The organism is Pontibacter coccineus (assembly GCF_030546575.1).
Lineage (GTDB): Bacteria > Bacteroidota > Bacteroidia > Cytophagales > Hymenobacteraceae > Pontibacter > Pontibacter coccineus.
In genome coordinates this window covers 122,227-135,450 of sequence record NZ_JAUOTN010000001.1, presented here as the reverse complement: position 1 = coordinate 135,450, position 13,224 = coordinate 122,227, and the positions used below count along the sequence as shown (strand labels likewise).

Sequence of the window (13,224 nt, the reverse complement as noted above, 5' to 3'; positions counted from 1 at the left end):
CTATACTTAAGATGAACCGGCAGATGCGTCTATCTTGATTATTGTGGTGGTACTCTATTAAAATAAAAGTTAACGTTTAGGTATGATCGATGAATGCCGTTTTTGGAATTTCTCTCTAAAATCGGCAATTTAGACCATGCAGGAAAAACGATTTTACAGAGGGCTCTACGGCACCAACACCATCGAGTTTGCAAAAGGGCTGATTCATGTATACCCTTTTGGGGAAATCGGGAAACAGTACCAGGGACAGGTAAAGTTGCATGCGCACAATAATTTTCTGCAGATTTTTCTGGTGCAGGATGGTCATACCGAGTTTCATTATGGAACGGAGAAAATCACGATACAGGCTCCTGCATTCATTGTAGTCCCCAAAAATATTGAACATGGTTTTCTGCATCAGACAGAGGTCTCCGGCTGGATTATCAACCTGGCGGACACCGTGCTGGAGCACATGCTGCAGCGGGAAGCCGATGTGATTTTCGGCATGGAAGAGATACACATCGTTTCCATTTCTGACGAAGAGCCTGCCACAGCAGAAGTATTTGACACGATGCAAAAGTGTGTGGACGAGTACAACAGCCTGTTTCCCGGCAGGCTCCTGATGCTGCAATACCTGGTCGGGCAGATGCTGGTGCAGCTCTACCGTATTTCACTGGGCGGTAAACGCGCCTTCTTTTCCTCCTCCAACATCAGCAAGGTATACTACCGGCGTTTTCAGCAATTGATCCGGGCAGAGAATACCTACAAAAAAACGGTGGAAGAATACGCCCGCGACCTGTTCATCTCCACCGGTCACCTGAGCCGCATCTGCAGAGGTATAGCCGACCAATCCCCCAAAGACATCCTCATCGACTATTTCATCACCAAAGCCCAACTGGCTCTCTCCGATGTAGAAAGCAACATAGCCGACATATCCTATTCACTCGGCTTCGATGACCCCGCCTACTTTGCCCGGCTATTCAAGAAAAGGACCGGCCAGACACCTCTCGAATTCCGCAAAAAGATAGGCGTGAAGCAGTCATAAGTCTCTCATCATGCTCCTGATCTTCTTAAGCAACATGCTCTTTCCGTTCCCATTTGCCTGGTGGCTCCTGAAATGCAAATAAAGTGGCAGGACCGGATTGCTTTGATCTGAACCTTTGCGTAAGCAGCAAGTATAGGCCAGACACAGGTCAGGGTTGAGACAATGCAGGAAGCTATCACAGAAGACAAGGAGACAAAACCGGATGATGAGTTTCATCTACCGGGGCTCTCTATCCTGCGCGACGCAGTGCATAACGCCTCCCGCAAGGTGCCGCCCCGCAACAAGCTCCAGCAGGACGGTATAGCCGGAGCGACAACGGCCGTCAGCAGTTTACCGGATGGCATGGCGAACGGCCTGCTGGCAGGGGTTAACCCGGTCTATGGGCTTTATGCCTGCATAGCGGGGCCTCTGGTAGGGGGGCTTCTTTCCAGCTCACAATTGATGATGATCACCGCCACAAGCGCTTCGGCCATTATGGCGGGGCAGACTATCCGGGAGCTGCCAGCGGAGGAGCGGGGGCAGGTGTTCTTCCTGCTGGTGGTACTCATCGGGGTTTTTCAGGCGGTGCTGGGGCTGTTAGGCCAGGGACGGCTGACCCGCTTTGTCTCGTTTTCGGTCATGATCGGCTTCCTGACCGGTATTTCAGTCCTGCTGATCATGAGCCAGCTCCCAACCGCAACTGGCTATACCCCGAGCGGGAGCAACAGCATCTACCAAACCATCAATTTGCTGCTGAATGTTGACAAGCTGCATCTGCCTAGTACAGGTATGGCAGCCTTAACGGTTCTGCTTGCCATTTTTTTGCAAAAGACCCCGCTCAAAAAATTCTTCGCCCTAATTGCCATTGCCATACCATCCGCTATTGTTTTCTTTTTCGGATTGGAGGGTGTAAAAGTCGTGCAGGACGTGGGCGACATCAGTGGGGGTATACCAAGTATGGTCGTGCCTCCTTTTTCAGCCATCAGTATCGATATTATCACCGGGGCTGCGGCTGTCGCCATCGTCATCCTGATACAAGGGGCCGGCGTCAGCCAGAGTGTGCCCAACAAAGATGGCTCACCTTCCAGTGCCTCCCGCGATTTCGTCGCGCACGGGGCCGCGAATATTGCCAGCGGTTTTTTTCAGGGCCTGCCGGTTGGTGGTTCGTTGGGGACTACGGCCATTAACGTGCTGGCCAGGGCACAGACCCGATGGGCTTCCATTTTTTCCAGCCTGGCGATGACGCTGATCGTGGCCGTTTTTTCAGGGGTCGTCGCCCATACGGCTATGCCTTCGCTGGGAGCCATGCTCATCCTGGCCGGTATCCGCAGCATCAAGCTCTCCGATATCGTTGCCACCTGGAATCCCGGCTGGAAGTCGTGGCCCTCGTTTCTGGCAGCGGGAGTAACCTTTGGGGCCACCCTCATTTTGCCCATCCCTTCCGCCGTCGGCATCGGCGTGCTGCTCTCTGCCTTCCTGTTCGTCACACAGTCTTCCACGGAAATAACGCTGGTGGAGCTCCGGAAAAGAGAAGACGGGAAAATAGAGGAACATACACCTCCCAGAACCCTCAAGAGTGGCCAGATTACCGTGCTGAACGTGTATGGCAACTTGTTTTATGCAGGTGCCCGGACATTAGAGCATCTGTTACCTCAACCAGAGCATGCGCAGAACCCCGTCGTTATACTGCGCCTGAGAGGGCGGTCCAGCCTGGGAGCCACCCTGGTGTCTGTTTTGGCCAATTATGCGGCAATGCTAAAAACTGTGAATGGCAAGCTATACCTGACCGGGGTAAGTGAAGGCGTAAACCATGAGGTGGCGCATTCTGACCTGTTGCGCATGAATGGGCCGGTAAAAGCCTTTAAAGTGGAGCCCGAGCTCGGGCTTTCTACCCATAACGCGGTGGTAGATGCTGAAGCCTGGCTGTTGGAATGCGAGGAATCAAACCCGTAGCCATCCTGCCGCTGATCCTGCATGCTCTCTCCATTTTCCAGAAAGATGACCGGCATGAAGGGCGCATGAGCGCCCGCATGTTCGATTTGTCTTGGTAAAAGCAAATTCGTCCTACCGGTAGGGCTTGTGTACGAGTAAATTTGTAATACTTAGTGAGTGGTTACTTTCCTGTGTAAGTACACGCTCATTTTTAAGATACACTCGTACATCTAAAGCATGAAAGATATTCAGATAGAGCGAATTGAGTCCGTAATCGTGGATCTGCCCACCATCCGTCCGCACCACTTGTCGATGGCCGTGATGCGCAACCAGGCGATGGTGATCGTGCGCTTGTTTTGCAGTGACGGGATAGAAGGTATAGGCGAGGCGACCACCATTGGCGGACTGAGCTACGGGGAAGAATCGCCGGAAGGGATGAAGCTGACGCTGGATACTTACATCGCTCCCTTGCTGCAGGGAAAATCAGCCCTGAGCATCAACGCCATCATGGCCTTGCTGGAATACAATATCAAAGGAAACAACTTTGTAAAATCCGCTATCGAAACCGCGCTGTTAGATGCCCAGGGCAAAAGACTGGGTGTATCTATGGCTGCCTTGTTGGGCGGAGCCGTAACCCAGACCTTGCCCGTGCTGTGGACCCTGGCCAGCGGCGATACCCAAAAAGACATAGAGGAAGCCCATGCGCTCTTAAAAGACGGTAGGCACAATACCTTCAAACTGAAGATCGGGCGCTACGATTGGCGGACCGATGTACGCCATGTGAGCGCGATCAAACAAGCCGTTGGCCCCGACGTGAAGGTGACTGTGGATGTGAACCAGGCCTGGACAGAAAGTATCGCCAAGCAAGGTATAGCCCAACTGCAGGAGGATGGCATTGACCTGATCGAGCAGCCCATCATCAAAACCAATTTCGACGGACTGGCCCGACTCACACAATACTTCAAGGTGCCGATTATGGCCGATGAAGCGGCGGGGACGGTGTCCGATGCTTTTAAGCTCGCCAAGATAGGAGGAGGCAGTGTTTTTGCGCTGAAGATTTCCAAAGCCGGCGGTTTGACCAACATACAGAGACAGGCGGCCATTGCGCAGGCGGCAGGCATCAGCCTGTATGGCGGCACCATGCTGGAGGGTACTGTGGGCACAGTGGCTTCGGCGCAGGTATTCAGCACCCTGCCGCACCTCGACTGGGGCACCGAACTCTTCGGCCCCCTTTTACTCACAGAAGATATTGTCAAGACCAGGTTAACCTACCAAAACGGCGTCATGGAAATTCCGCAGGGGCCGGGCTTAGGTATAGAGCTGGATATGAATCAGGTAGAAAAATTCAAAAGAAAATAAGCTATGCTATTTCACGTGCACATGCTGGTGGATATCCCACTGGATCTAGATAAAACCTATGTAGAGGAATTGAAAGCGAAAGAGAAAGCGCTTTCGCAGGACCTGCAACGCCAGGGCAAATGGACCCACATCTGGCGCATTGCCGGGCAGTATGCCAACATCAGCATTTTTAATGTGGCCAGCGCAGGCGAGCTGCACGACATCCTCATGTCTCTCCCGCTATACCCGTTCATGCAGGTGGAAGTGACGGCCCTTTGCCAACACTACTCTTCTGTGAAGAACGAAGAAGAGGCCCACTAATTCACCTTAAAAACTACTCAAACTAAACCTTTAACTATCATGGAAAAAAGTCAGATAGACGCCGTTGTTGAAAGAATCAAATCAACAGAAGTACCGGGACAAGGCTCAGAGCGCATTAAAGAGATCGTAAACCGCCTCACCACCGACCTGTTCTACGCCATCGAAGACCTGGATATCCAGCCCGAGGAAATCTGGAAGGCGGTGGACTGGCTGACCACAACCGGCAGAAACAACGAATGGGGACTGGTGGTAGCCGGTATCGGGCTGGAGCACTTCCTGGACCTGCGCATGGACGAGGCTGAAGCCAAGGCAGGTATAACAGGCGGTACCCCGAGAACCATAGAAGGCCCGCTTTACGTGCCCGGATCACCGGAGTCGGTGGGCTATGCCGAACTGGAAACCGTGCCCGAAGAGGGAGGGGAAAGGCTTTACATGCAAGGCCAGGTGAAAGATGAAGACGGCAAGCCGGTGCCCGGTGCGAAAGTGGAGGTATGGCATTGCAACCTGCGCGGCATGTACTCTATCTTCGACTCTTCGCAGCCGCCTTTCAACCTGCGCCGGGCCATCATCACCGACGAGAACGGCAGGTATAAATTCAAGAGTATTTTACCTGTAGGATACAGCTGTCCTCCCGGCGGCGCGACAGATCAGTTACTCAAAGCAATTGGCCGCCACGGCAACCGCCCGGCACACATCCACTTCTTTGTGTCAGCGCCCGGGTATCGCAAACTAACCACGCAGATCAACATAGAAGGCGACCCGTTGATTTGGGATGACTTTGCCTTTGCTACCCGCGAAGAACTGGTGCCGCACGTCACCCGCTACTCTGCCGCAGAAGCCACGGAAAAATTCAACGTCGACGAACCCTTCGCTTCCATTGATTTCGATTTCGAGATACACAAAGAACGGGAAGGCGTGTTTGCCGCAGAGATTGAACGCTCCCACGGACCTCGTTAGAACCTAATCCCAAAACCAGATGCCAATTATAAAAATAGCCGGTAACGACTGCTTCTATACCTATGAAGACCTGGGACACGATGACACCATTGTGTTTTCCAACTCACTGGGAACGGACCTGAGCATGTGGGACAATGTTGCGCAATGTCTGAGGAAGCACCTCAATATACTGCGCTACGACACCCGCGGACACGGCCAAAGCACCATCAGTTCCGATACGGTCAGCATCTCAGAGCTGGGTCAGGATGTCATCGCTTTGCTGGATCACCTGAAGTTAGGCAAGGTATACTTCTGCGGGCTTTCGATGGGCGGGCTGATCGGGCAGTGGCTGGGCATCCACCACCCGGAGCATTTCAAAAAGATCATCATCGCCAACACGGCTGCAAAGATCGGAGCCGCTGAGGGTTGGAATACACGCATTGCCCAGGTGAAAGAGCATGGTCTGCAAAGTATACTCGATGGCACGGCGCAGCGCTGGTTTACCCCGGCCTACCGGCAGGAGCACCCGGAAGCGGTTCGTGATGTGCTGGAGAAATTTACACAGACGTCCCTGCAGGGGTATATAGCCTGTTGTGCTGCTGTGCGCGACGCGGATTTCAGGGAAGAACTGCAAAAGCTGCGCGTTCCGACCCTGGTTATCAGCGGATCCCAGGACGAGGTGACGACACCTGCAGACGGCGAATATCTGGCCAGCGGCATTCCCCGTTCCCGGCACGTGCAACTCGCGGCCAACCACCTGTCCAGCGTGGAATTGCCCACCGAGTTTGCCAAGAACGTGCTCTATGCCGCCAAAAACGAAGGCGACTTTTATTTAGAAATCTACCATTGATATAAACATGAAATCGGTACCACAGATTAGCCTTGAAGAAGCGGTTGCTTTGGTAAAGGACGGCGATATTTTGCTGCAGGGCGGCTTCGGGATGACGGGCAATCCGGTTCATCTGATGCACGCGCTTGCCGAGACCGGAACAAAGAACCTGACCTTTATCGGCAACAACGTCGGCGAGGCAGGTATAGGCGGTGGCAAACTGCTGCGCAACGGGCAGATCAAAAAGATGATCGGTTCTTTCTTTACCAGTAACCCGGAGGCGGTGAAAGCAGCGCAGGATGGCGATGTTGAATACGAATTGCTGCCGCAAGGCACGCTGGCCGAGGCCATCCGGGCGGGTGGCGCAGGTATAGGCGGCTTTTATACACCCACATCTGCCGGTACCGAACTGGCAAAAGGCCGCGAGACAAAAGTGATCCAGGGAAAAGAGCAGGTGTTTGTGGAAGGTATAAGAGGCAACGTGGCTTTTGTGCGTGCCTGGAGAGCCGACACGGCCGGTAACCTGACCTACCGCATGACGGAGCAGAATTTTAACCGCGCCATGGCCACCGCTGCTGATCTGGTGATAGCCGAAGTGGAGGAGATTGTGCCGGTAGGGGAGATAGCCCCGGAGCACGTGCACACGCCGGGCTCTTACGTCGACTACCTTGTGCAGGCAACGTTGACCACGGAAGACCTGGGCTCTTCTGCCTCTGTTTCTTCTTCCCGGAAAGTGAGCGAACGACGCATGAACATGGCCAAACGCGCTTTGAAGGAACTGAAGAAGGGAGATGTGGTGAACTTAGGCATCGGTATACCTACCCTTGTGGCAGATCTGATCACGCCCGAAGACGGCATTGTAATGCACACCGAAAACGGCATGCTGGGCGTAGGCCCCTCGCCAAAGGACGGTGGCGGCGCGATGGATTACCCTGTCAATGCCGGCAAAATACCGGTTACGGCGCTTCCGGGCTCCAGCTACTTTGACAGTGCCGACTCCTTTGCCATGATCCGCGGAAAGCACGTGGACATCGCTGTGATGGGCGGATTGGAAGTGGATGAAAAGGCAAACCTGGCCAACTGGGCCGTGCCGGGCCAACCCCTGCTGGGTGTGGGCGGCGCCATGGACCTGGCTTCGGGCGCCAAAACCCTCATCATCACCATGACCCATACCAACAAAGACGGCTCCGCTAAGGTTGTCCCGACATGCGCTCTGCCTATTACGGCCCTGAAAGCGGTGGATATGATCATCACGGATCTGGCCGTTTTCCGGTTTATCGACGGGCAGCTGACACTGACCGAACTGATGCCGGGCGCGAGCCTGGAAGAAGTGCGGGAGAAGACGACCGCAACATTCAAAGAGGCGCTTTCAGCATAAAAATGGCCCTGCGCCGCCCAATTATGTAAAGGAGAAACGAACAGATGGCAGTCAAGAGGTATAGCATTGATGTGGACATGGTCCTGTACATTATCCGGTGTACCATCGGCTTCCTGATTGGCTATACGCTATACCAGGCTTTCCCGCGGTATGAGCTCTACTGGACGATGATTTCCATTTTGCTGGTCTTGTCTCCGGAAATAAAGGACTCTTCCAGACTCACGGTGGAGCGTGTGAAATCAAACCTGATCGGCTCGAGCATCGGACTGTTGTGTGTGTTGCTTCAGGTTCCTCAGGTGTTGATGATGATGCTTGGAATTGCGGTTTCTATCCTTGTTTGCCATTTTTTTAACCTGATGTCTGTGGCCCGGACAGCTGTGGTGGCCCTTGTGATTGTGGTGATACATGAACAGGAAACCATGTCGAACTGGGCGGGGGTGGAACGTTTTTTATGTGTCGCGTTGGGTTGTCTGATCGGATACGGCGTGTCCGGCACGACCTCATTTTTATCGGATAAGCTAAGAAGAGATCAAACCAGTTAATTAAGTAAAAGCATGAGCAAGCAAGCCTATTTCATAGATGGAATCAGGACACCGGTCGGAAAGCTGGGCGGAGGACTTTCACCCATTCGCACCGATGACTTGGCCGCGATGGTTATAAAAGAGTTAGTTTCCCGTAATCCGGACATACCGAAAGAGGCCGTGGACGATGTGATCCTGGGCTGCCACAACCAGGCGGGCGAGGACAATCGGAACGTGGCCCGCATGGCTAGTCTGTTGGCCGGTCTGCCGGTAACCGTGCCCGGCGAAACCGTGAACCGCCTGTGCGCCTCCGGTATGTCGGCCATTATCCATGCTGTCCGGGCCATCAAGGCAGGGGATGGCGATGTGTTTATAGCCGGTGGGGTAGAGCACATGACGCGCGGCCCCCTGGTGGTTTCCAAGCCCAGCAAAGCCTTCGGTAACGATTCCGAGATGCACGACTCCAGTTTCGGCTGGCGCTTCATCAACCCCAAAATGGAGGAGGTATACGGTACTGACCCCATGGGCGTGACGGCAGAAAACCTGGCTGAAATGTACCAAATATCGCGTGAGGACCAGGACAAATTCTCTTACCTCTCGCAGATGAAAGCAGCCAAGGCGCAGGAGAACGGTACGATGGCAGATGAGATCATGCCCGTTACAATTCCACAGCGAAAAGGCGAGCCAATCATCGTTTCGAAAGATGAATTTGTGCGGCCAAACACCACCCTCGAGACACTGGCCAAACTGAAGCCTGCCTTCAAGCCCAATGGCACGGTGACAGCCGGCAACGCCTCCGGCCTGAACGATGGTGCGGCAGCCACTTATATCGTTTCCGAAGAAGCCCTGGCGCGATACAACCTGACCCCTTTGGCCCGTATTGTGAGTTCGGCAGTGGCAGGCGTAGAGCCGCGCATCATGGGAATCGGTCCGGTGCCCGCTACCGAAAAAGCCTTGCAGCGAGCGGGCTTAACCATGGACGATATGGACATCATCGAACTGAACGAAGCCTTTGCGGCCCAGAGCCTGGCTTGTACCAGAGCCTGGGGGCTGGCAGATGATGACGAGCGCCTGAATGTGAGTGGCGGCGCCATTGCCTTAGGGCATCCGCTGGGAATGTCGGGTACACGCATCGTGTACAGCGCGGCCCTTTCCCTGAAAAGACAACAGAAACGCTATGCACTGGCCACCATGTGCGTGGGAGTAGGGCAGGGTTATGCGGTCATTCTGGAAAGGGTGTAAGCCCTTTTCGCTGATTTTTTTGATTGAGATCTAATGAGTAAGAAAGAGGCGATACTGGATGCTGCCTTAAAACTGTTTACGGAGAATGGTGTTCGAGCCACCTCTACTAAATCAATCGCTTCTGAAGCCAACACTTCAGAAGCGCTGATTTTTAAGCACTACGGTACCAAAGACCATTTGCTTGAGACCATCATCAAGAAAGCGTACCAGACTGCCGTTGTTGAGACCAGCCTATACCTGAAAGGACTTTCGGAAAGCGCCTACATCAACAGCATGATCGAACTGCCGATACACCTCACGCGCTCCAACCCCGACTTCTGGCGCATGCAGTACAAGATCATGCCGCTCAACCCCATCTCTTCCCGTTACCACGAAAACTTCATGCGCCCCTGTCAGCTCAGACTAACGGAATGTTTCGAGGAATTAGGGTATAGCAACCCTGCCATGGAGGCCGAGCTATTGCTGATTCACATCGATGGCGTCTGGAAATATTTTGCCGCGCACCAGCCTGACGTTTCCATAAAAAAGGAACTGATTGAGGTGATGAAGCAGAAGTATACGTTTTAGCGCGTGGCAACGGAAAACTAACACGAGCAGTCTCTTTCTGGGATGAAAGCCTGCTGTCTTCTGGCTATTTGTTTGCCAGGATCAAGCCGTATATGCTGGATGAAGAGCGGTTCGCTTCGGGTACTGCCTATACCTACTGATGCCGTGATCAAGTGGCGGAGGCACATCCATCTGAGCCCAAGCTGCCTTTCAAGGAGGAACAAACCAGCAGGTATGAAGAGAGTGTCCTGAAGTCATTGCCCAATGGCGAAATCATAAAACCTGCGAACGGGAAATAAAGCGTGTGGGGTAAACGCAGCAATTTATTTTCTTTTTACATTATTGTTTTAGAGCCAGTTACGTTCAACTAACAGATAATGAAGGTGCGTATGGCTTCTCCAGAGAAAACTCAAACCAGAACCGCGAACTACCAGGGAACAGACAAGCTTATTCTGGGCTTTGTCTTAGCCGTTATTACGTTCTGGCTATTTGCGCAAACCACCCTAAACATTGCGCCAGTCATGCAGGAGGATCTGAATATCAGCCACGACCTCAACAACCTCGCCGTCAGCATAACCGCGCTTTTTTCCGGAATTTTCATAGTGGTAGCCGGTGGCTTAGCGGACCGGGTGGGCCGGGTAAAGCTGACGTATATTGGTTTGCTGCTCAGTGTCATCGGCTCCTTTCTCATTGTCATCTCGCCTTCAGGTACTGCGGTTTTCCTTTTAGCCGGGCGCATTCTGCAGGGGCTTTCGGCAGCCTGCATCATGCCTGCCACGCTGGCCCTGATGAAAGCTTACTACGAAGGTAAAGCACGGCAGCGGGCGCTCAGCTTCTGGTCGATCGGTTCATGGGGCGGCTCCGGTCTCTGTTCTCTATTTGGTGGCCTGGTTGCCTCCACCATGGGCTGGCGCTGGATCTTTGTGCTGTCTATTATCGTCGCTATTATCAGCTATTTGTTAATTAGAGGAACGCCGGAAAGCAAATCTACGTCCACGGATGAAAAGTCCTTTGACTGGCCCGGGCTTATTGCTTTTATCATTGCCATGCTGGCCATCAACATCGTCATCGGGCAAGGCTCGGGGCTTGGCTGGTTAAGTCCCGCCGTGCTTGCAGGTATAGCCATTTTCATCATCTCAGGCATTATCTTTCTGAGGATAGAAAAACGGAGTGAGAACGGCTTTGTCGATCTGTCCCTCTTTCATAATCAAACTTTTTCAGGAGCAACGCTATCCAATTTCCTGCTTAACGGAGCTGCAGGAACGCTGCTCGTATCACTGGCGCTCGTACAGGCAGAAGCCGGCTTGTCTTCTTTGCAATCCGGTTTAATTACGGTCGGTTATTTAGTCGCCGTACTCAGTACGATCCGGGTAGGTGAAAAATTATTGCAGCGGATGGGGCCGAGGAAACCCATGCTGATGGGCTGTTTTATCACTGGTGTGGGCATTCTGCTCACCAGCCTTACCTTTTTATTGGCTGAACAATACATCATCGCCTCATTCATCGGGTTTACGCTTTTTGGAATAGGGCTTGGCTTCTATGCCACCCCTTCTACGGATGCAGCTTTAAGTAACGTTCCGGGTGACAAGGCCGGTTCAGCGTCCGGCATCTACAAGATGGCCTCGTCGTTGGGTGCGGCATTTGGCGTGGCCATTTCTGCAGCCATTTTTTACGGGCTCAGCGAGATGGAAGGTATACCGCCCATGGCAGACCTTTTTCTGGGCAGGACGGATAACATAAACGTGCGCTATGCGGCAGGTATAGGGCTGCTGTTTAACGTATTTATGATCGTGGTGGCCATTATTGCCATAATGATGACGATCCCAAAGGGGAAACCAAAAGAGGTACTTGAATAATCCGATTATAAATTTTAGTTCGAACCAACGCGATAGTTATGGAGATCCCTAAAATCAAAGCCTTCAATGATAGTCTGGACAGCTTGATAGAGCAGCTTCTGCCCGAATTGGAAGCCATCTATAAAGACATTCACCAGAACCCGGAGTTATCAATGGAAGAATTCCGGACAGCTAAAATTGCTGCGGATTACTTAGCCAGATACCAGTTCGACGTTTCAACGGACGTTGGGGTAACCGGTGTGGTAGGTATTTTGCAAAATGGCGAAGGGCCTGTGGTCATGCTTCGGGCGGATATGGATGCGCTTCCTGTAAGCGAAGACACAGGGCTGCCCTATGCCAGTACGAAGATAGCCAGAGACGAAGAAGGAACCGAGGTCGGTGTATCGCATGTTTGCGGCCACGACCTGCATGTTACCTGGCTCATGGGCGCGGCCAGGCTGTTTTCAGAAAACAGAGACCTGTGGAGAGGGACGCTGATGGCCGTTTTCCAGCCGGGTGAAGAAGTAGGCCGCGGTGCCCAAAGTATGATAGACGATGGCATGATGGAGCGTTTCCCCAAGCCGGATATCATCCTGGGGCAGCATGTGATGGTGGGCGAGGCCGGCACGGTAAAGTATCGCAGCGGCACCATTTTATCGGCCGGCAATAGCCTGAAAGTAAGGCTCTTCGGACGTGGCTCACATGGTTCGCAACCCCATACTTCCATCGATCCGGTGGTTATGGCGGCGGCTACCACCATGCGCCTGCAGACCATTATTTCCCGCGAGGTAGCCCCGATCGAAAATGCCGTGCTGACCGTTGGCGCGCTGCAGGCGGGCACGAAAGAAAATATCATCCCGGAAGAAGCCACGCTCAAACTTAATATCCGCACCTTCAACGACAGTGTAAAGGACCATATCCTTTCTGCGGTAAAGCGGATCTGTTGCGCGGAATGTGCCGCTTCCAATGCCCCAAGAGATCCTGAATTTACGGAACTGGTCAGTTACCCGATGACGGTAAATGATGCCGAGGCCACCGCCAGAGTGGTTGAAGCCTTCAAGATGCAGTTTGGCGACAGGGCATTTGAGACCAAGCCTGCTTCTGCCAGCGAGGACTTCAGTATTTTTGGCCGGAACTGGAAAGTGCCTTATGTTTTCTGGTTTGTAGGCGGAACTGACCCCCAAACGTATCAGGAGGCCAAAAAAGCAGACCGAATAAATGCTATACCCAGTAACCATTCCCCCAAGTTTGCGCCAGTCATACACCCAACCTTAAAAACTGGTTTGCAGGCCATGATGACAGCCGCCGCAGCCTGGTTCCATTAAACTGGCTCGGGATATCGG

General features: G+C 53.0%; 12 protein-coding genes. All 12 read left to right on the top strand.

Features of this window, described 5'->3' with window-relative positions; translation table 11 throughout:
- Positions 1-136 precede the first annotated feature (136 nt).
- The 12 genes from Q4E40_RS00640 (at position 137) to Q4E40_RS00585 (ending at position 13,206) form a co-directional block, all read left to right on the top strand.
- Positions 137-1,024 (top strand): helix-turn-helix domain-containing protein, encoded by an 888-nt coding sequence (locus tag Q4E40_RS00640; RefSeq protein ID WP_303409459.1) that lies wholly within the window; start codon positions 137-139, stop codon positions 1,022-1,024.
- Positions 1,025-1,186: 162 nt separating this feature from the next.
- Positions 1,187-2,956, top strand: coding sequence for a SulP family inorganic anion transporter (locus Q4E40_RS00635; RefSeq protein ID WP_303409458.1), 1,770 nt, complete (start codon positions 1,187-1,189; stop codon positions 2,954-2,956).
- Positions 2,957-3,172: 216 nt separating this feature from the next.
- Positions 3,173-4,294 (top strand): muconate/chloromuconate family cycloisomerase, encoded by a 1,122-nt coding sequence (locus Q4E40_RS00630; RefSeq protein WP_303409457.1) that lies wholly within the window; start codon positions 3,173-3,175, stop codon positions 4,292-4,294.
- Positions 4,295-4,297: 3 nt separating this feature from the next.
- A complete protein-coding gene (gene catC / locus Q4E40_RS00625; RefSeq protein WP_303409456.1) occupies positions 4,298-4,594 on the top strand; it encodes a muconolactone Delta-isomerase in 297 nt (98 codons plus the stop codon).
- A 39-nt stretch (positions 4,595-4,633) separates the two neighbouring features.
- On the top strand, positions 4,634-5,551 hold the full coding sequence (gene catA / locus Q4E40_RS00620) for a catechol 1,2-dioxygenase (protein ID WP_303409455.1): 918 nt from the start codon (positions 4,634-4,636) through the stop codon (positions 5,549-5,551).
- Between the two features lie 19 nt (positions 5,552-5,570).
- Complete coding sequence (gene pcaD, locus Q4E40_RS00615) at positions 5,571-6,380, top strand: 3-oxoadipate enol-lactonase (protein WP_303409454.1); 810 nt, start codon at positions 5,571-5,573, stop codon at positions 6,378-6,380.
- 7 nt (positions 6,381-6,387) lie between these two features.
- Entirely contained in the window at positions 6,388-7,737 is a 1,350-nt protein-coding gene (locus Q4E40_RS00610; protein WP_303409453.1) for a 3-oxoacid CoA-transferase, read from the top strand.
- Positions 7,738-7,781: 44 nt separating this feature from the next.
- Positions 7,782-8,279 carry an FUSC family protein gene (locus Q4E40_RS00605; protein WP_303409452.1) on the top strand — a complete coding sequence of 166 codons (498 nt, stop codon included), beginning with the start codon at positions 7,782-7,784 and terminating at the stop codon, positions 8,277-8,279.
- Between the two features lie 12 nt (positions 8,280-8,291).
- Entirely contained in the window at positions 8,292-9,500 is a 1,209-nt protein-coding gene (pcaF, locus tag Q4E40_RS00600) for a 3-oxoadipyl-CoA thiolase (RefSeq protein WP_303409451.1), read from the top strand.
- Positions 9,501-9,533: 33 nt separating this feature from the next.
- On the top strand, positions 9,534-10,067 hold the full coding sequence (locus tag Q4E40_RS00595) for a TetR/AcrR family transcriptional regulator (RefSeq protein ID WP_303409450.1): 534 nt from the start codon (positions 9,534-9,536) through the stop codon (positions 10,065-10,067).
- 368 nt (positions 10,068-10,435) lie between these two features.
- Positions 10,436-11,902 (top strand): MFS transporter, encoded by a 1,467-nt coding sequence (locus Q4E40_RS00590; RefSeq protein WP_303409449.1) that lies wholly within the window; start codon positions 10,436-10,438, stop codon positions 11,900-11,902.
- A 38-nt stretch (positions 11,903-11,940) separates the two neighbouring features.
- A complete protein-coding gene (locus Q4E40_RS00585) occupies positions 11,941-13,206 on the top strand; it encodes a M20 family metallopeptidase (protein WP_303409448.1) in 1,266 nt (421 codons plus the stop codon).
- Positions 13,207-13,224 lie beyond the last annotated feature (18 nt).

Excerpts from the sequence above, each read along its gene's own strand:
- Q4E40_RS00590 (WP_303409449.1), top strand. The coding sequence starts at position 10,436 with ATGGCTTCTCCAGAGAAAACTCAAACCAGAACCGCGAACTACCAGGGA.
- Q4E40_RS00595 (WP_303409450.1), top strand. The coding sequence starts at position 9,534 with ATGAGTAAGAAAGAGGCGATACTGGATGCTGCCTTAAAACTGTTTACG.
- pcaF (WP_303409451.1), top strand. The coding sequence starts at position 8,292 with ATGAGCAAGCAAGCCTATTTCATAGATGGAATCAGGACACCGGTCGGA.
- Q4E40_RS00635 (WP_303409458.1), top strand. The coding sequence starts at position 1,187 with ATGCAGGAAGCTATCACAGAAGACAAGGAGACAAAACCGGATGATGAG.
- catA (WP_303409455.1), top strand. The coding sequence starts at position 4,634 with ATGGAAAAAAGTCAGATAGACGCCGTTGTTGAAAGAATCAAATCAACA.
- pcaD (WP_303409454.1), top strand. The coding sequence starts at position 5,571 with ATGCCAATTATAAAAATAGCCGGTAACGACTGCTTCTATACCTATGAA.
- Q4E40_RS00585 (WP_303409448.1), top strand. The coding sequence starts at position 11,941 with ATGGAGATCCCTAAAATCAAAGCCTTCAATGATAGTCTGGACAGCTTG.
- Q4E40_RS00605 (WP_303409452.1), top strand. The coding sequence starts at position 7,782 with ATGGCAGTCAAGAGGTATAGCATTGATGTGGACATGGTCCTGTACATT.
- Q4E40_RS00640 (WP_303409459.1), top strand. The coding sequence starts at position 137 with ATGCAGGAAAAACGATTTTACAGAGGGCTCTACGGCACCAACACCATC.
- Q4E40_RS00630 (WP_303409457.1), top strand. The coding sequence starts at position 3,173 with ATGAAAGATATTCAGATAGAGCGAATTGAGTCCGTAATCGTGGATCTG.
- catC (WP_303409456.1), top strand. The coding sequence starts at position 4,298 with ATGCTATTTCACGTGCACATGCTGGTGGATATCCCACTGGATCTAGAT.
- Q4E40_RS00610 (WP_303409453.1), top strand. The coding sequence starts at position 6,388 with ATGAAATCGGTACCACAGATTAGCCTTGAAGAAGCGGTTGCTTTGGTA.